The sequence below is a fragment of the Sinorhizobium sp. 7-81 genome, assembly GCF_030124405.1.
GTDB lineage: Bacteria > Pseudomonadota > Alphaproteobacteria > Rhizobiales > Rhizobiaceae > Sinorhizobium > Sinorhizobium psoraleae.
In genome coordinates this window covers 1-17,294 of sequence record NZ_JASKLT010000003.1, presented here as the reverse complement: position 1 = coordinate 17,294, position 17,294 = coordinate 1, and the positions used below count along the sequence as shown (strand labels likewise).

The window sequence follows — 17,294 nt, the reverse complement described above, 5'->3', positions numbered from 1 at the left end:
GGGATGGGCAACGGCTGTTCCGCCTCATCCTCATCAGGCATGATCGGCGAAGTGGTCAGCCCGGCGAGAGATCCGGCGGTAGAAGTCCGCCAATCCGTCGAGTTTCGCCGCCTTGAGCTTCGCCGCGTTCAGGATCTTGCGGTTCGGCGCGCGGGAACGCAGCGCGTCGACGAGCTTCAAGTGGAGGCACCGCAGTTCGGCGAATTCGGCCGAAGCGCCGACTTTTTCGTCGCCGACGACCGCGAAGAGCCTGCTCCGCGTGCTTTTCCCCTTGAGCGCCAGCGCCCCCGCCTCAAGCAAGGCATGGCCCGGCAGCGCCTTTGCGGTCTCCTCGGACACCAGAATGTCGAAGAGGACGTCCTTGCACGAGGCTTCGATCCGCGCCGCGACGTTGACCGTGTCGCCAACGGCCGAATAGTTGAAATGCGCCTCGGCGCCCATGTTGCCGACGCAGGCGATGCCGGTGTGAATGCCGACCCCGATCGAGACGCTCTGCTCGCCTCCGAAGCCGAACGCGTCGTCGGCATTGAGGCGCGTAAGCGTCTCGCGCATGGCGAGCGCGGCGCGGACGGCTTTGGCCGGGTGGTCGGCGACATCGACCGGGGCGTTCCAGAAGGCCATGATCGAATCCCCGATGAACTTGTCGAGCGTGCCCTCGTTGGCAATGACGTGGCGGCTCAGCGCATCGAGAAGCGTGTTCAGGAAACCGACGACGGCGGTCGGCGCAAGCCGCTCGCTGATTTCGGTGAAGTTCCTGACGTCGACGAACATCACCGTCAGTTCGCGGTCGTCGCCGCCGAGGCGCAGCGCATCCGGGTTATGCTCGATGCGGTAGAGCAGCGACGGCGAAAGATAATGGCCGAAGGCACGCCGGACCGCTCGGCGTTCCCGGTCGGTCACCAGGAACCGGAATGCCGTTGCGGCGAAATGCGTGATCGATCCGCTGACGATCGGGGCTAGAGGATCGAAGAGCAGCCCGCCATAGAGAAAGGCGAGCCAGGACGCGACAAGACCCATCGCGGTGATGAACAGGCCGCAGGCGAGCGCGACCGCGGGGCTGACAAAGGTCGTCAGCATCACCAGCAGGCAACCCGCCGCGGCGATGCACAGGATCTCGAGCCCGTCGGCCCAGTCCGGGCGCGAGAGAAAGCGGCCGGACAAGATCTGCTCCACGGTTTGCGCGTGCAGCGAGACGCCGGGCACGTTCTGCCCGAGGGCGGTCGTGCGGATGTCCTGCAGGCCCGCGGCCGACGTCCCGACGAACACGATGCTGCCCTCGATCGCGGCCTTGGTCGCGGGACTTGGATCGCCGGGCGCGAGCACATGCCTGGCGGAGACATATCGTTCGGCCCGGTCGGGGCTGACATAGAGCCAGAGTTCGCCCGCCGCCGTCACCGGAACCACGAAATCCCCGATCTTCGCATGCGTCATCGTATCCTGCACGTCCGGGGCGCCGGCCAGCACGTAGGTCGTGGCCCCCTGCGCGACGCGCAGCGCTTCGAGCGCAAGGTTCGGATAAAGCTGCTCGCCGTCGCTCAGGAAAAGAGGCACCGCCCGCACAACCGGCGACGGAGCACCGGGATTGAGACTGATATGCCCGAGACCGGCGGCATTTTCCTCAAGCTGCGGCCGGAGCGGCGTCGCCGCCTCTATATGCGGCGGCGCGGCGAAAAGGCTTTCGCCCGTAAACGCAAAGCCCGCCTTGACGGGCGGGCGATAGCTTCCCTCGTTCGAGAGGCCGAAGCCCAGAACGACGGGCCGTCCCACGATCGATTGCGCGAAGATCTCGTCATTGTCGGGCAGTCGGCCAAGCAATGACGGGTCGACGCCGTCAATCTCACGAACGATATTGCGCGGCGAAAGGCGATCGGGCTCGGCAAACAGAATGTCGAAGGCGATTGCCGAGACTCCCATCTCGGTCAGCCTGTTCACCAGCGCGGCGATGCGATCTCTCGGCCACGGCCACTGGCCGAGCTCCCGAAGCGACGCCTCGTCTATATCGACGATCCGGACCGGCATGTTCTCGAAGGCGCGCGGCGCAATGCGCTGATACTCGTCGAACGTCAGATTGCGCGCGAGCCGCAGCAACGGCGGATCGCTTGCCCGCAGCATTGTCAGCGCCGCTACAATCGCCAAACCGATAATGACGCCCACCTGCTGCGCGCGTGTCATGCAGCATCTGCCCCCCTACAGCGCCGCGCGTCTTATCAGACGCGCAAGGAACGCAGTAGCGCGGGCAAGCTTACTGCATAAACCGTCAAAGCGGAATCGGATAGATCATCGCCGATTCAAGGCGTTACGGCCGCGTCCCGCGCGGCAGAACCGTGGCCCCTATCGGAAAATCATTTTCTCCCTTGCGGGTATATCGTCTCGCCGCGCTTCAGCATTTCGACAAAGGTCTCGATCTTCCTCTTGCGCCCGGCCTCGGTCTTCATGTTGTGGGTGCGGAAGGCCAGCGCGAAACGGTTCTGCTCGCTGAGCTTCACCAGCATCTCCCTGGCCCGGGGTTCGGCGTCGATGGCGGCTTGCAGATCGTCCGGGATCTTCATGTCTTTGCCACTTGCATAGGCGCGCTCCCAACGCCCGTCCGCCTTCGCCAGTTCGACCTGCTTCAGCCCGTGCTCGGTCATCCGCCCCTCCCCGATCAGCCGGGCGACATTGTCGACATTGATCTGGCTCCAGGTGCTTTTCCTGCCGCGCGGCGTATAGCGCTGCAAAAAGCTCTTGTTGTCGAGCCCCTTGCGCAAGCCGTCGATCCAGCCCCAGCACAGCACGACGTCGATCGCTTCCTTGGGTGTGATCGACTTGAGCCCCGAACTCACCTTGTGGATCTTGATCCACACCTCGTCCGCCGTGTCGTAGTGCGCGCCGAGCCAGCGATAGAAGCTCTCGGCATCCTCGAACTCGCGGACCTTCTCCGGATCGACCGTTACCGGGGCCATCGGCAGACCCACCCTTCTGTTGCCGCCATGTTTAGCACCAATCTCCCGCGACGATTCACTCGGCCGCCATCTTCACGCAGCAGGCGATCGAGTGCAACGCATGGAAGCCGATCAGGCGAACTCGAACAGGGGCTCCTCGGCATGGGCAAGACGGGAGGGACGAAGCGTTCGGCCGGGGGGCGCCGACCGAACGCGGGATGTCATGAGACCAGCATGTCCTCGATCCGGATCGGCAGCGTGCGCACGCGAATGCCGGTCGCGTGGAAGACGGCGTTGGCGATGGCGGGGGCCATACCGACGAGCGCGATTTCGCCGAGGCCCTTGACGCCGAGCGCATTGACGTGCGGGTCCACCTCGTCGACGAAATGCGCTTCGATGTCCGGAATGTCGAGGTTCACGGGCACGAGATAGTCCGCCATATGCGCGTTGACCGGCCGGCCGTCGCGCGCGTCGAGCACGGTCCGCTCCATCAGCGCCATGCCGATGCCGCCGACCATGCCGCCGATGCACTGGCTTGCGGCAAGCCGCGGATTGATGATGCGACCGGCGCCATAGGTCCCGATCGCGCGGCGTACCCGGATCGTGCCGACATCGGGATCGACCGCCACCTCCGCAAAGACGGCGCCGAAGGCATGCATCGAGTATTTGCCTGCGATGTCGGGATCGCGCTTGGTGGACGCGCTCGCCTCGATCGCACCGCCGGCGCTCGCCGCAATGTCGCCGTAGGACTGGCCCGGGGCTGTTTCGCCGCGGCGGCGCAGGCGCCCCTCCTCCCACATGACGCCATCGATCGACGCGCCGAAGACCGGCGAGCGCTGGTCGGCGACGGCACGCCTTGCTGCCTCCTCCTGCACGGCGATGCAGGCGGCGCGGATCGCCGAGCCGACGGACGCCATTGTCCACGAGCCGCCATGGGAGGGAGCCGGCGGATAGTCCGAGCGGCCAAGGCTGAAGCGGACGTTCTCGACCGGCAGTCCGAGCGTCTCGGCGGCAACTTGCGTCATCGACGTATATGTCCCCGGCCCCATGTCGCTCGCCGCCACCTCGATCTCGGCGGTTCCGTCGGGAAGCAGGCGCGCGAGTGCGCTCGATGGAGCGTGGAACGCCGGATAGCTCGCGGACGCGACGCCCATGCCGATCAGCAGCCGGCCATCGCGCATGGAGCGCGGTTTCGGATCGCGTTTCGACCAGCCGAAACGCTCGGCACCGGCATCGTAGCACTTCATCAGCGACCGGCTCGAGAACGGCTTGTCCTCGGCCTCGTCGATCTCAGGCTCATTCAGACGGCGCAGTTCGATCGGGTCGAGACCGAGCTTGTAGGAAAGCTCGTCCACGGCGCATTCGAGCGCGAAGACGCCGCTCGCCTCGCCCGGGCCGCGCATGTAGGTGGGTGTGCCGGTGTCGAGCTTCACGAGCCGGTAGCGGGTCCGCACATTGGGGCAGGAATAGAGGAAGCCCGAGACTGAGGTCAGCGCCTCGATGAACTCCTCGTAGCGGCTGGTCTCACCGTAGCCCTCATGGATGAGGCTCTTGAGCTTGCCGTCGCTCGCCGCCCCGAGCGCGATGCGCTGGAGCGTGCGGGGCCGGTGCCCGGTCGTGAAGAACATCTGCTTGCGAGTGAGAACGAGTTTGACCGGCCGCCCCACCTGCCGTGCCGCGATGGCCGCAAGCGTGACGTGCGGCCACGTCCTGAGGCTCGTGCCGAAGGCGCCGCCGACGAAGGGACAGATCACCTGCACGTTCTCAATCGGCAGGCCGAAGACCGCGGCGATCTCGGCCTGTTCGTTGATGACATACTGGCTCTTGCTCCAGAGCGTCAGCCGGTCGCCGTCCCAGGCCGCGACGGTGGCGTGCGGCTCCATCGGATTGTGGTTTTCGCGGGCGATCTCGTAGCTCTCGTCTACCTTCACCTCAGCGCTCGCGAGCGCCGCGTCCGCGTCGCCCCGCCCGGCGTCGGCATCCGCCCGACCACCCCGTTTCGTGGCCTCCGGAACGACAGCGCTGGCGAGCAGACCCCTCGGATCGACGACCGGACGCTCGGCGGCGTAAGCGACATTAAGTGCCGCGGCGGCGCGTTCGGCGTGGTCGAGCGTATCGGCGACGACGATCGCCACCGGCTGGCCCCAGAAGCGCACCTTGTCGTCCTGCAGCACATGCAGACGCTCGCCGAAGGCCGGATCGATCGACCCCTTGTGCTCGCCATAGGCAAGTCGCGGCGCGTTGAGGTGGCTGATCACCGCGATCACGCCCGGCATGGCGGAGACGACCTCCGCCCCGATCTCGGTGATCCGGCCAAGACCGGCCGTCGCGCTGACGATCACCGCATAGGCCCGGCCCTTCTGGTTGAAATCGGCCGCATAGCGTGCACCTCCCGAGACTTTGGCGCGGCCGTCAATGCGGGGGAGCGGTTGTCCGATGACATTCGTCGTCATGCCATTTCTCCGACCATTTCCAGCGTGCGGACGATCGTCCGCTGCAGGAGTTCAACCTTGTAGTGATTGCCGGCAGCCGGCCGTGCGCCTTCCACCGCCAGCCGCGCAGCGGCCTCGAAGGCCGATCGGCCCGGCTCCTTGCCGATCAGCGCCGCCTCTGAGGGGCGCATCCGCCACGGCCGCGTCCCGACCCCACCGCAGGCGATCCGCACCGAGCGGATCACGCCGCCTTCCGTTTCCATGGCAACGGCCGCCGAGACAAGCGCGAACTCGTAGGACTCGCGGTCACGCACCTTGAGATAGCGCGCGCGACGGCTGTGAGGGCCGCCGGGCACGCGCACGTCCACGATCAGTTCGCCCGGATTGAGCGTGTGTTCGAGATGTGGCGTATCGCCGGGCAGCCGGAAGAGTTCTTCGACGGGAAAGGTGCGCTCGCCTTCCGGCCCGCGTACGCGCATCGTCGCGTCGAGCGCGATCAGCGCCACCGCAACGTCGGACGGATGGGTGGCGATGCAATGATCGCTGACGCCGAGGATGGCGTGGCCGCCGTTCAACCCATCGATCGCAGAGCAGCCCGAACCCGGCTCGCGCTTGTTGCATGACGCATCGAGCATGCGGAAATAGGGACAGCGCACGCGCTGCAGCAGGTTTCCGCCGATCGAGGCGACGTTGCGCAACTGCGGCGATGCGCCTTCGATCAGGGACTCGGCGACAAGCGGCTGCAGACGCAGGGTATCGGGATGGGCGGCGACTTCCGTCATCCGGGCAAGCGCGCCGATGACGAGATCGGAGCCTTCGGCGCGAATACCTCCAAGCGGGAGATCGTTGATGTCGACGAGCCGTTCGGGACGTTCCACCTCCTCGCGCATGAGATCGATGAGCGTCGTCCCGCCGGCGATATAGCGCGCGCCTGCGGCCGCGGCGGCGATCGCCTCCTGTTCGCTGCGGACCTTTTCGTAGCTGAATGGAAACATGGTCAGGTCCTCCCGGCGGCATCGGCGACGGCGGCAACGATGCCCGGATAGGCCCCGCACCGACAGATATTGCCGCTCATCCAGAACCGGATCTCCTCGGGCGAATGGGCGTGCCCCTCGGCGATGCAGCCGACGCCGGACATGATCTGGCCCGAGGTGCAGAAGCCGCACTGGAGCCCGTCATGCTCGATGAACGCCGCCTGGAGCGGATGGAGTTCGTCGCCTTTCGCCAGTCCCTCGATCGTGGTGATCTCGGCGCCATCGTGCATGACGGCGAGCGTCAGGCAGGAATTGATCCGCTTACCATCGACCAGGATGGTGCAGGCACCGCAGGCGCCTTGGTTGCAGCCCTTCTTCGTGCCGGTGAGATCGAGCGTTTCGCGAAGAACGTCGAGCAGCGACTGGCGCGGATCGAGCTCCAGTTCGCGCAAGTCCCCGTTGACCGTCAGTCGTATGCGCGCTGGCGTCACGTTCGTGCCCTCCTGATTTGCGGTTGTTGCGGCCGGCGAGGCGGCTTGCGCCGTGCCGTGAGGAATGGCCGCGAGCGTCGCGGCCCCTGCTGCCATCTGCAGAACGTTGCGTCGGGAAAATGCGAAATGGACGGCCTCGGTTGTGACCGGTGATCCCGCTTCCCCGCTCTCGGATTTGTCGTGTTCGGACATGGTAAACGCAGACTCCTTGCTGGAACGCGTGTTCGTTCTTTCAAGCGATCAGTCGATTTTGGGAGTGCAACGGGCCAAGCTTATGCAGGCGCGTCGAGCGCGCCAGCGTCCATGTTGCTGCGTTTTGTACGGAAGTGCTATGTTTTTGCGGGGCGTCCGGGAAGAACAGCGGCAACGGACCTCGAGCGGTAATTCCACTTGATAGGAGTTCGCGAATGGCCAGAGGAGCATATGGCCAGCGCTTGGGCGAGTCTGTCGGCGTCGAAGCGCCGCCGAGCATAAGCGTCCAGCGTCTGCAAAGGACGGAGTTCGCCGCGACGCGCGTCAGCTGGGACAAGAGGGAAGGAGACGGCGCCGGCCGGATCGAGCGGGAGAACGGCTACCTCGTCTGCCTGCAACTGCTCGATCTTGAGCCGCATCCCTATTGGGTAGGTGGTCGCCCGGTGCAGATTGCGCCGATCAGAAGCGGCCAGTTCACGCTTCTCGACCTGAATTCCGAGCATTCCTCCGTCCTCACGGACCCCATCGACTGCCTGGCGATCTACATATCGCGCCAGGCTTTCGACAGAATGGCCGAGGAACGGGGCGTCTCGCGCATGGGCACGATCGGGATAGCGCCTGGCGTTCCCAACGACGACATCGTCGTGCGGAGTCTCGGGACCAGCCTCCTGCCCGCACTGCAAAGGCCCGAACAGGCCAATCAACTTTTCCTCGACCATGTCGGCATGGCCCTGCTCACCCATCTCGGCAGCAATTATGGCGACATGCCGACGGGGCACCGGCCGCGGCGCGGCGGCCTTGCGCCCTGGCAGGAAAGGCGCGCCAAGGAGATTCTGCTGGCGCATCTCGACGGCGACATCGCGCTAGAGGCCCTCGCCCGCGAATGCGGTCTCTCGCGCAGCCATTTCGCCCGCGCCTTCAAGGAAACGACCGGCGCCCCACCGCATCGATGGCTGCTCGCCCGGCGCATCGAACGAGCACAGGACCTGCTACTGAACTCGAGCCTCTCGATTACCCAAATCGCCAGCAGTTGCGGCTTTGCCGACCAGAGCCATTTCACCCGGGTCTTCGCGAAAATCGTGCAGGCCGGTCCGGGCGAATGGCGGCGTACCCGCCGCCGTTAGATCACTTCACTGTGCCAAACAGTGAAGTGATCTCGCTCTTGAACCGCGCAATTGCGGACGGAAAACCATTGCACACCACTCCTGGATTTGCTCCAGCCGGACCGCCGCCCTGCCGTTCGGGGCTCCGGAAACATGCGATACCGTCCCGCTCAGTTCGCGGCGAAGCAGTAGAAGAGCCCATCGCCGCCGGTGGTCTTGAAAGCCTCCTGCGTGCAACCGCCGCGCGTCGTGTGCGAGGAATTCCAGGACTTGGCCGCGGCGGAATCGTCGAGGCCGGTCCGGTCGCTGTGGCCGACGATCGCCGCGCCCTCAGTCCCGCCCATCGTCCAGTTGCCGCAGGTCTCTGCCGCGGCGGTCCCGTCTGGATTCGAGCCCGTCAGGATGTCGTGACGGTTCGGCGTGTCGCCGCGGCCGTTGATGACCTCACCCTTTTCATTGAGCGCGGTCTGCTTCGTGACGTTGTTCTTGTCGCTATGGAGCGACACCACGTCATCGGCGATCTTTTCGCCTTTGGCGTTGTACCACGGGCCGCTGCCGATCCGATCCTTCGCATTCTCCGCGTCGGTGGAAAGATAGGCTTTCCAGGTCTTGCCGGTCGAACCGCTCGCCGTCGCGAGTGTGTTGCAATAGGCGTCAGCACCCGCAAGACCGCCAAGGTCGCCGCCCTTGCCGGGATTGGCGCTGGTGACGAAGAAGCTCATGCTCGTATCCTGGGCATGAGCGGGGGCATTGGCGGCCACGACCGAACAGGCCAAGCCGGCCGCAACAAGTGCAACTGTGCGTTTCATGGTCTCCTCCCTGATGCAGGTTCCAAACCCGCGACAATAAGCCTATGGCGGCGAAGATAGGAGTAAAATCAAAACCTTGTGATAGGATTCGCGAGAGGATCGCTGCTCACGGCGTGGCGGGCGAACCGCCCCGGCACAGGTGGCGGCCAGCGGTTCAAATTTCTTTCACGCGGTTGTGGAACAGTCGCGAGAGACCGCGGTTGACGGTGAGAATACCGGAGAGATGAACATGGACAAGAAGGACGCCGAAGGCCCGGACTGGCTGGAAGCCGAACTGGCCGATACGATCGATGAGGACTATGAGCTTGAGCTTTCCGAGCCGGCCCTTTCCGATGAGATCCGCAAGATCTACCGCAAGGCGCACCCGCCCTCGATTCCACGCCTCGAATATTTCCGCGCGCTGCTCCAGCTGCAGGCGGAGCTGATCAAGCTGCAGGATTGGGTCGCCTATCACAAGGAGAAGGTCGTCGTGATCTTCGAGGGGCGCGACTCCGCCGGCAAGGGCGGCGTGATCAAGCGCATCACCCAGCGCCTCAATCCGCGTGTCGTGAGGGTCGTGGCGCTGCCCGCCCCTTCCGACCGCGAAAAGACGCAATGGTACTTCCAGCGTTACGTGCCCCACCTGCCGGCCGGCGGCGAGATCGTGCTCTTCGACCGGTCCTGGTACAACCGTTCCGGTGTCGAGCGCGTCATGGGTTTCGCCACCGAAGACCAGGTGGAGCAATTCTTCAACGATGTGCCGGAGTTCGAGCGCATGCTCGTGCGCTCCGGCATCCGGCTGGTCAAATACTGGTTTTCGATCACCGACGAGGAGCAGCAGATGCGGTTCCTGATGCGCATCCACGACCCCCTGAAGCAGTGGAAGCTGTCGCCAATGGACCTGCAGTCGCGCGTGCGCTGGGAGGCCTACACCAAGGCCAAGGAAGAGACCTTCGCCCGCACCAACATTCCCGAGGCGCCGTGGTACATCGTCGAGGGCAACGACAAGAAGCGGGCCCGACTCAACTGCATCGACCACCTGCTCCAGCAGATCCCCTACGAGGACGTGCCGCACGAGGACATCGCCTTACCCGAGCGGGTATTCAATCCCGACTACGAACGCAAGGTTCTGCCGCCGGAACTCTACGTGCCGTCGAAATACTGACGAGCTACGACGCCGCGCGTCCTTTCGGGCGCGCAAAGGCTGGCACTTTCGATGATGCGAGTGCCCGCGAAAGTGCGGGCACTGCCTTTGGGCGCACAGTGTGATTACCGTTGCGCCGGTTCACGGTGGCTTCCGCGCGCCGCAATTATTGCTGAGCCGGTGCCTGCGCGGGTGCGGAGTTCTGGATCTTCTCCTGAACCTTCTTGGCCAAAGCCGGGTCGTTCTGTGCGGCCGTCAAGATGGATGTATATTCCTCCACGGAAATATCCGGGGAGGCTTCAACAGCCTGAACCATCTGCTGGCTGGCTTCGGTCTGCAGCTTTTGCTTCGCAGCCTCGTCCGGTGTCGCTTCGATCTTGGCCGAATATTCCTGCCTGACCTTGTCGACTTGCAGATAGGCGACCGCAAAGGCCTCGATTTTCTGGTCGCTGACGGCCGCGCCGGTGCTATCGGGCTGCCCCTGCATCGGCTGCGTCTGTTGCGCCTGGGGCTGCGTCTGTTGCGCCTGGGCCATTTCCAACGCGGACGCCGGGCTGAAAGCCATCAAGCTGAATGCCGCAGCGGTCAACGTTGCAACGGGTGTATAGCGAGTGATCATGTTCATTCCTCTGTAACGTGCATGACTTGATCGGCAGCAATACCGCCTTACAGCGCCCGTGGGTCTCCAGACGCGCAAAGGTCGCTGTAGTACTTGAATTGCAGCATGTTCTGGATCGGTACCGGTCCAAGGAAACACGCAGCAGTCGTTCGTTCCCCCCGCTAGGGGGGCGACGCATTGGTGACGATGAACCGTCTAAGAGTGCTCGATGGGGCGGTACCGGGGCGATTTGCTGACCATTGAGCGGCAGCTTTGTGGTCATCGATGTGAGCGGCGCGGCGAGCGTAACGACGATCTCCGCCCCCGCTTTGGCCAAAACCGCGGCGGCGCAAAGCGAACGTTTGGCGGTTAGCAATGCGCTTCTCATTCCTGTGCCCGTCACTGGAATGAGAAGCGCCAGCCTTCGTGACAACCCGACGTGCCGAAGCAATTCAGTCCCGTCCGCGGCTGATCCCGGCGCGCAAACCTCGCAGACGGCGGCCGCCTCGTCACCCCCTGCGGGATCCGCGTTTGGCGACGCGGGACGGCGCGCTTTCCGGCGCCTCCTCCGGCTCGGCCGAAGGCTCGGGCTCTTGCGCGGGCGAAGGCTCTGCCTCGGCCGGAGCTTCTTCCTCCGGCGTCGTATCCTCGATCTTCAGCGGGAACGGCGCGCCGATTCCCTCGTCGCGGAAGCGCTCGTAGATCGAGACACGGATGTCGTTGCGCACGTTGCCCGCCGTCAGCACGTCGGCGACATAGATGCGCAATTCGAAGGTCATGCGCTCGTCGCCAAAGGCAGTGAAGCCTACCGAAGGCGACGGGTTCTTCAGCACCATCGGATGGACGGCGGCGATCTCCTGCAGCAGATCGATCACCCGGCGCGGATCGCTCGCATAGGTAACGGTGACGGTGATCTCCGAACGGCCGAGCTTGTTGCGGTGCGTCCAGTTGCCGACCGAGGCGTTGATGAGCAGTGAGTTCGGCATCATGATCGACTGGTGCTGGAAGGTCTCGATCTCGGTGGCGCGCACGGAGATGCGTCGGACGAAACCTTCGGTCGTGCCGCTGACGATCCAGTCACCCACCTTGAAAGGCCGCTCGACGAGCAGGATCAGGCCAGAGACGAAGTTCGAGACGATGTTCTGCAGGCCGAAACCGACGCCGAGGGACAGAGCACCGGCGACGAGCGCGAGGCTCGACAGGTCGATGCCTGCCGCCGAGAGGCCGATGAGGCCGGCAAGGCCGACGCCGACATAGCCAATGCCGGTGCGGATAGAGTTGCGCACGCCGGCATCGACGCGGCTGCGCGCCATGACGTTGCCGTCGATCCAGCGCTGCACCCAGCGGGTGACGACGAAGCCGAGCGCGAAGAAGAGCACGCCGGCAAACAGGCCGACGAGCGAGATGGTGATCGTGCCGATCCTGATCTCGGTCAGCACGCGATAGGCCCAGGATTCGATATCGGCGGTCTGGAAGCCCCATTGCAGCAAAATCAGCGGAATGAAGAACAGCAGCACCAGCGCATAGATGCCGAGCCCGGCCGCAAGCCCGATCTGGTCGAGTGCCACCTGCTCCAGATTGAAGCGGCGCTCGAGGTAGCGCCCCGGCACCGTTTCGGCAAAGGCGCCCTGACGGGAGACGGACTTGCCCGTGAGAATGCCGATATACATCGTCACCAGGATCGCGCCGGTGACAATGATCTGCGTGGCGATGAAGCGGGCAAGACCGACATAGCCGGCAAGCGCGATGGCGACAAGCAGTGCGCCGAAGAGAAGAAACGAAATCCAGATGACGCGCGGCCAGGCCCGCCCCGGCGCATCGAAGGGCTCGTCGGGCCGCAACATCGGCCGGATCCAGGCCATCGACATCAGGATGAGGCCGATGATGATCGAGGCCACGAAACTCTTGGCAACGGTCAGGATGACCGGCGAGCCGAGAGATTCGCTGATGCGTCCAGCGAGGTAATCGAGGACGTTGACCAGCGCCATCGCGACGATCGAGATGAACAGCATGCGTGCGCCCTGGTCGGAAACGCGCACGAGACGCCAATTCGATTGCCGAGGAGACAGCACCGCCTGAGCGAGGCTGGTGACGAAGAGCAGCACGACGGCGACCGCCAGCGTGATCGCCAGAATCGGCGCAATATCCGGACGCAACACATTGAAGCTATTGAGGAAGAAGTAGCTCGACATTGCGAAGGCGGTTGCCGACACTGTCGGGATCACCGTGGACCAGAAGGCGACCGAGAGCTGTCTGAAATAGTTCGGCTCCTCCTCGTCTCCATTGTGCCGGAGGAAGGGCGCGAAGAGACGGCGGCTGCCGGCGAGAAAGATCAGCGCCGCGCAGAGCGAGAGGAAAATCGCGATGAGAAGCGGTACGCGCTTGTAGTTCCAGGCAAAGGTCAGCCAGCTTCCGACGCTGCGCGACAGCGCTTGAGTCTCGCCGATCGTCGTCGTGACGGCCTCCGCCAGCGTTGCCGCCGAGATCTCAGTGTGTCTCAGAAGCGTGTTGGAGAAGAGTGCGCGCCTTGTTGCGGTGATGCCGTTGGCAAGCTTCTTCGCCTCCACCGAAAGGTTTTCGGCACGCCCCGTCAGCGCGTTTATCTCCCCCCGTTCGGCGATCAGGCGTTTTCGTTCCTCCGTCACGATAGCGGCTTCCGGCGGTTGCCCTTCGCCGGGCGGCTCACCGAGCTCGGTGAGCCTCGCCTTGATTTCCTCCAGTCGCGGCCGCATCGCAACCGTGGCGGCGATGATCTGGCCGGAAAGGGCATCGACCTGCACCTTCAATTCTGCCAGCAGCGTATCGTCTTCCCTCGCCTTTTCGACGCGCTCGCCAAGCAGCTTCAGCTCACGATCGGCATTGGCGAGTTGCTCCTCAGCCTGCTGCAGAGCCGGAGAAGCAGTCTCCGCGCCATCATCGGGCTGGTCCTGTTGCGCAGGCTGGGCCTGCGGTGCCGGTGCGGCCGGCTGCGTTTGCTGGGCCGGCTGTGCGGGTTGGGTCGCCTGCTGGGCGATGGCCGGGCCGCTGCCGGCAAGCGCAACGGCTGCGGTCAGGACGGCGAGCGAAACGGCGGTCAACTTTCCAACAAGATGCAATTCGATACCCTTCGAAGTCCCGGATGACGACACGGAATCACGTCCAAGCCTAGATCACGATGATTCCAGCTTGAATCAACCGAAAACAGCGAGCGTGCCCGGCCATTGCCGTTCCTCCCGGATCTCGCGCCAACGCTCGCGACGATCCGCTCTGCATGCGCAACACGGCAAAAAAATGCAGAAGCAGAGGATTGGGACGTTTTTTTGCCTGATCCCCAGGGTCCATGCCGCGCTTTCCGCTGACGAGGGGCGCGGCACGCGAATGTCCGGCCGATGGCACGCACGGCTACTGCACGCCCTGAAAGGTCGTAACGACATTGAGGCGGGCATTGCCGTCCTCGTCCTCGCTGACGGACACAAGCGCCCACCAGCCGGCGGTGAGACCGCTGCCGGTCCAGCTCAGGACGGTCGGATCGGGGTTCATCAGCCCGGGGAAGGTTTGAGGCGGGAACACCGCGCCGTTGATCTCGCCGGCGACTGCCCAGGTGGTCGCGAGACTGACCGTGACCTTGGCCTGACTTCCGGCTGGCGGCTGCGGCAGCGCGATGGTGGCACTCGCGCCGTTTGCCGTGAACGACTGGCCGGCTAGCCACTGCGGCGTGACCGTCCATGTCGCACCGGTGAGCGCGACCTTCTGCGGGATCGGCGCTCCCGGGCCGACATTGAGATGGAGCTTGCCCGTCTGCGGCGGCGGGTCAGTCAGGGTGATCGAGAACGGCGCGTCGAAATATTGGACCGGCGATTTGACGAGCCCCGCCGGGTTGGGCTGGCCGGCCTTGGGCGAGAAGGAAACGGCGGTATCCGTGCTGCCGACGACCTTGCCATCAAGCAGGACCTGTGCACCGGTCACCGCACCGCCGGTATCGACGTCAACCGCCGTCACCGTAACCGATGCGGTCGAGCCCCGCTCCACGGTCTCCGGCGTGACGCTGACCTTCAGATGGCCGCGCGTGACGGGCACGCCGCGCCCCTCCTTGGCGCTGGCGTGAGCACAAAGCGTCTGCACGACAAAGACCACGTCCTCTTCGGTAAGCGGCGGCGCCCCTACCGGAATCCAGGCATCGGAATATTGCGTGTCGACGCTCGACCGGAGCACACCGTTGACGAGCAGATGCGCGCGGGCGCCGCGCAGGAAGCCGTGGGCGTAGACGAAGGGCGCGGCCGGCCTGACCGGCGCCCCGATCTCCGGCACCGGGATCGGCGCGGGCAAAGGATACACGCGGTCCGCCGCGGAATCGCCGTTGGCATTGCAGCCATATTGCCGGATGAAGACCTTGTCGTCCTCGACGAGCGGGAACCACGTCTTGAAGAAGACCGTCGGTTGATCGACGAAGACGGGATCGCCGAGCGGCAGACCCGTTGCAGCCGAGCGCGCCTCGACCTGCGAGCCGGGATGGGCGCTCTGCATCACTACGACACGGGCGCAGTCGTAGAGCGGGCCGGCGAGGATCGGCACCATATAGGGTCCGCCTGCGGCCGCAAATTTCGCTGGCGCGGCTTTCGCGCTCGTCAGCCCGCAACGGCTCTGCGCGGCCGTCAGCAGCACCGGCTGGCCGGCGGACGTGACCGGGTTGACGCCGGGCGGCAGGTTGAAAGGCTCGCTCGAGGCGCTGACGCCGGCCGTTCCGATCGCGGTCTCGACGATCGTTCCCGGATTGGCCGGGTCGGGTGCGCGGGTGTAGACCGTGACGACCGATCCCGGCGCAAGATTCGAGAGTTTGATTTGCGCGATCTGCGGGCAGATGTCGGACTGGATCGTCGGCGTCGGAGGCGTGACCGGTGGCCCGACCGGCACTGTGGTCGTACCGCTTTCGCTGTTGAGACGCGGGAATGCCTGCTTGACGAGCATCTTCCCCTGCCGGAACTGCGGCGCGCCCCAGGCGGCATAAGCCTCGGCCGGATTGAACCAGGTGGTGACGACGCCCTCGTTGTCGGCGATGAGGTCGGCCGACGGCGTGATGCCCGAAACGTTGATACTGGTCTCGCAGGCGGTCACCGGCTGGGCGACGTTTGGCGTTGGAAGATCCACCTCACGGCCGATTTGCACGAGCGGAAGACTGGCGACGGAGGGGCTGGAGATCCCGGCCAGCGTCTGCTCCGCCACGAGCGGCGTTCCGGCATCGAGGCTGGCGCCCGCAAGGATGGGGATCCAGGCGGTGGTTTCGCTGCCGCCGCCAAGCCCGACGACCGTGCCGTTATTGCTGATCGTTACCGAAGCGCCGGGCACGAGGCCACTCAGCCGCACGGCGGACATGGCCGTCGTCAGCGGCGAAACGAAGACCGGCGACGGCAGGGGGTTGGGGAGGTCGATGACCGGCACGCCTTGCGGCGAAGGCGCGCTGCTGCCGTCCGTCGTCGTCTGGACGGCGGTGATCAGTTGCCCGGCATTCGGCGTGTCGAAGATTGTCACCCAGACGGTGCCGTTCGATCCGGCGACGGATTTTCCGATCTGGCCGCCGTCGGCGAAGAGCTCGACCGTCGCATCGGCGAGAACTCCGGTGACCCGAACTGAGGGAGAGAAGCGCGTGATCGGCCCATGCACGATGGGCGGAAGCGGGAGAACCATGAAACACTCCTGGGCGGAGGGGCGTGCGCCGGAAGGACGCACGGCGCTGCAGTTCAGTTTCGAACGACTAAACGCAATTCGCTGCAAGGGACGTATGTCAGATTTCGGAAAACGACCTTGGCATAGCCCAAAACGGTTGTATTGTCAATTGCTTGGCAATCAAGAGGCGCAATCGTAGGCGGCTCGTGGTCGCCTGTAGTGGCGAGATGGGCCGAAGCGATAACGACCACTGACACCGCCCCTTCCCCTACTCCACTAAAACCAACTTGCCGCCACCCCCATCCTTTTATGCGCGGTCATCGCCGTATCGGTCCCGGGGAACGCTTTGAAGTCCACGACATAAGGCGTATGATGCGGCCTTGGCGCGGTCTGCTTTGGGGGGACGAAATGGCGGAAGCGTTGCATCCGGCGGCAGTGGATCATCTGCCTGTTTTCATTACCGCACCGGGAGAGACGGACGTCCTGTTCAATGTGATGACCGTCTTCGTGCTGCTGATGGTCTTCCTGGTCGGCATCCTCTATCTCAGGCTGCACGCGCTGCCCGAACACATGGCGCACGGCGCCAGCAAGGGGCAGTTGCAGATCATCGGCGTGCTGTGTTTGATCGCGCTCTTCACCCACAATCATCTGTTCTGGATCGCCGCGCTGCTGCTCGCCATGGTCGAGTTTCCGGACTTTGCCTCCCCTGTGAAGTCGATCGCCCGCTCGCTCGCCAGGATTGCCCGCCGCGACGAGAGGACCGACGAGCGCGAGGCCGCGCAGAGCGGACTGGCGGCGATGAGGTCAGAAGCTCAACGGAAAGCGCCCCCACCGGAGCAGCCGCCGGCGGGCGGGCCGCAATGGGTGTCGCTCGAAGTCGTGCCGGCGCCGGGCGACGACAAGATCGAGCACAGGGGGTGAGCCATGCTGGAATTCCTGATCTGCTCGCTGCTCACCATCTTTCCCGACTTTCTCTTCCGCCGCTATGTCCAGGGCAAGCGCATCGGCCGC

12 protein-coding genes are annotated in these 17,294 nt (G+C 64.7%); 3 read left to right on the top strand and 9 right to left on the bottom strand.

Annotation, left to right across the window (positions count from 1 at the left end; all coding sequences use genetic code 11):
* Positions 1–33: 33 nt before the first annotated feature.
* The 5 genes from QN224_RS12565 to QN224_RS12545 form a co-directional block, all read right to left on the bottom strand.
* Positions 34–2,172 carry an adenylate/guanylate cyclase domain-containing protein gene (locus tag QN224_RS12565; protein WP_283976952.1) on the bottom strand — a complete coding sequence of 713 codons (2,139 nt, stop codon included), beginning with the start codon at positions 2,170–2,172 and terminating at the stop codon, positions 34–36.
* 170 nt (positions 2,173–2,342) lie between these two features.
* Positions 2,343–2,942, bottom strand: a complete 600-nt coding sequence (locus QN224_RS12560; RefSeq protein ID WP_283976951.1) for a YdeI family protein — start codon at positions 2,940–2,942, stop codon at positions 2,343–2,345.
* 200 nt (positions 2,943–3,142) lie between these two features.
* Positions 3,143–5,374, bottom strand: a complete 2,232-nt coding sequence (locus QN224_RS12555) for a xanthine dehydrogenase family protein molybdopterin-binding subunit (RefSeq protein WP_283976950.1) — start codon at positions 5,372–5,374, stop codon at positions 3,143–3,145.
* A complete protein-coding gene (locus QN224_RS12550; protein ID WP_283976949.1) occupies positions 5,371–6,348 on the bottom strand; it encodes a xanthine dehydrogenase family protein subunit M in 978 nt (325 codons plus the stop codon). Before QN224_RS12550 ends, QN224_RS12555 begins: the two co-directional genes overlap by 4 nt.
* 2 nt (positions 6,349–6,350) lie before the next feature.
* A complete protein-coding gene (locus QN224_RS12545) occupies positions 6,351–6,914 on the bottom strand; it encodes a (2Fe-2S)-binding protein (protein WP_283977471.1) in 564 nt (187 codons plus the stop codon).
* 311 nt (positions 6,915–7,225) lie between these two features.
* On the opposite strand from QN224_RS12545, the gene QN224_RS12540 reads away from it, so the two are divergent.
* Positions 7,226–8,134: an AraC family transcriptional regulator gene (locus QN224_RS12540; RefSeq protein ID WP_283976948.1), complete on the top strand. Its 909-nt coding sequence runs from the start codon at positions 7,226–7,228 to the stop codon at positions 8,132–8,134.
* Positions 8,135–8,283: 149 nt separating this feature from the next.
* Here the strand turns inward: QN224_RS12540 and QN224_RS12535 are convergent, their stop codons facing one another.
* Positions 8,284–8,922 carry a hypothetical protein gene (locus QN224_RS12535; protein WP_283976947.1) on the bottom strand — a complete coding sequence of 213 codons (639 nt, stop codon included), beginning with the start codon at positions 8,920–8,922 and terminating at the stop codon, positions 8,284–8,286.
* Positions 8,923–9,145: 223 nt separating this feature from the next.
* On the opposite strand from QN224_RS12535, the gene ppk2 reads away from it, so the two are divergent.
* Entirely contained in the window at positions 9,146–10,066 is a 921-nt protein-coding gene (gene ppk2 / locus QN224_RS12530; RefSeq protein WP_283976946.1) for a polyphosphate kinase 2, read from the top strand.
* Between the two features lie 145 nt (positions 10,067–10,211).
* Here the strand turns inward: ppk2 and QN224_RS12525 are convergent, their stop codons facing one another.
* The 3 genes from QN224_RS12525 to QN224_RS12515 form a co-directional block, all read right to left on the bottom strand.
* Positions 10,212–10,670: a DUF4168 domain-containing protein gene (locus QN224_RS12525; protein WP_283977470.1), complete on the bottom strand. Its 459-nt coding sequence runs from the start codon at positions 10,668–10,670 to the stop codon at positions 10,212–10,214.
* A gap of 482 nt (positions 10,671–11,152) precedes the next feature.
* Positions 11,153–13,738: a mechanosensitive ion channel family protein gene (locus QN224_RS12520; RefSeq protein ID WP_283977469.1), complete on the bottom strand. Its 2,586-nt coding sequence runs from the start codon at positions 13,736–13,738 to the stop codon at positions 11,153–11,155.
* Between the two features lie 286 nt (positions 13,739–14,024).
* Positions 14,025–16,304: a hypothetical protein gene (locus tag QN224_RS12515; protein WP_283976945.1), complete on the bottom strand. Its 2,280-nt coding sequence runs from the start codon at positions 16,302–16,304 to the stop codon at positions 14,025–14,027.
* A gap of 387 nt (positions 16,305–16,691) precedes the next feature.
* On the opposite strand from QN224_RS12515, the gene QN224_RS12510 reads away from it, so the two are divergent.
* Positions 16,692–17,204, top strand: coding sequence for a hypothetical protein (locus QN224_RS12510; protein ID WP_283976944.1), 513 nt, complete (start codon positions 16,692–16,694; stop codon positions 17,202–17,204).
* The last annotated feature ends 90 nt before the right edge of the window (positions 17,205–17,294 follow it).

What these genes read in the sequence shown, in the direction of transcription:
- QN224_RS12510 (WP_283976944.1), top strand. Translation starts at nt 16,692, where the DNA reads ATGGCGGAAGCGTTGCATCCGGCGGCAGTGGATCATCTGCCTGTTTTC.
- QN224_RS12560 (WP_283976951.1), bottom strand. Translation starts at nt 2,942, where the DNA reads ATGGCCCCGGTAACGGTCGATCCGGAGAAGGTCCGCGAGTTCGAGGAT.
- QN224_RS12550 (WP_283976949.1), bottom strand. Translation starts at nt 6,348, where the DNA reads ATGTTTCCATTCAGCTACGAAAAGGTCCGCAGCGAACAGGAGGCGATC.
- QN224_RS12515 (WP_283976945.1), bottom strand. Translation starts at nt 16,304, where the DNA reads ATGGTTCTCCCGCTTCCGCCCATCGTGCATGGGCCGATCACGCGCTTC.
- QN224_RS12535 (WP_283976947.1), bottom strand. Translation starts at nt 8,922, where the DNA reads ATGAAACGCACAGTTGCACTTGTTGCGGCCGGCTTGGCCTGTTCGGTC.
- QN224_RS12525 (WP_283977470.1), bottom strand. Translation starts at nt 10,670, where the DNA reads ATGAACATGATCACTCGCTATACACCCGTTGCAACGTTGACCGCTGCG.
- QN224_RS12555 (WP_283976950.1), bottom strand. Translation starts at nt 5,374, where the DNA reads ATGACGACGAATGTCATCGGACAACCGCTCCCCCGCATTGACGGCCGC.
- QN224_RS12545 (WP_283977471.1), bottom strand. Translation starts at nt 6,914, where the DNA reads ATGGCAGCAGGGGCCGCGACGCTCGCGGCCATTCCTCACGGCACGGCG.
- QN224_RS12540 (WP_283976948.1), top strand. Translation starts at nt 7,226, where the DNA reads ATGGCCAGAGGAGCATATGGCCAGCGCTTGGGCGAGTCTGTCGGCGTC.
- ppk2 (WP_283976946.1), top strand. Translation starts at nt 9,146, where the DNA reads ATGAACATGGACAAGAAGGACGCCGAAGGCCCGGACTGGCTGGAAGCC.
- QN224_RS12565 (WP_283976952.1), bottom strand. Translation starts at nt 2,172, where the DNA reads ATGACACGCGCGCAGCAGGTGGGCGTCATTATCGGTTTGGCGATTGTA.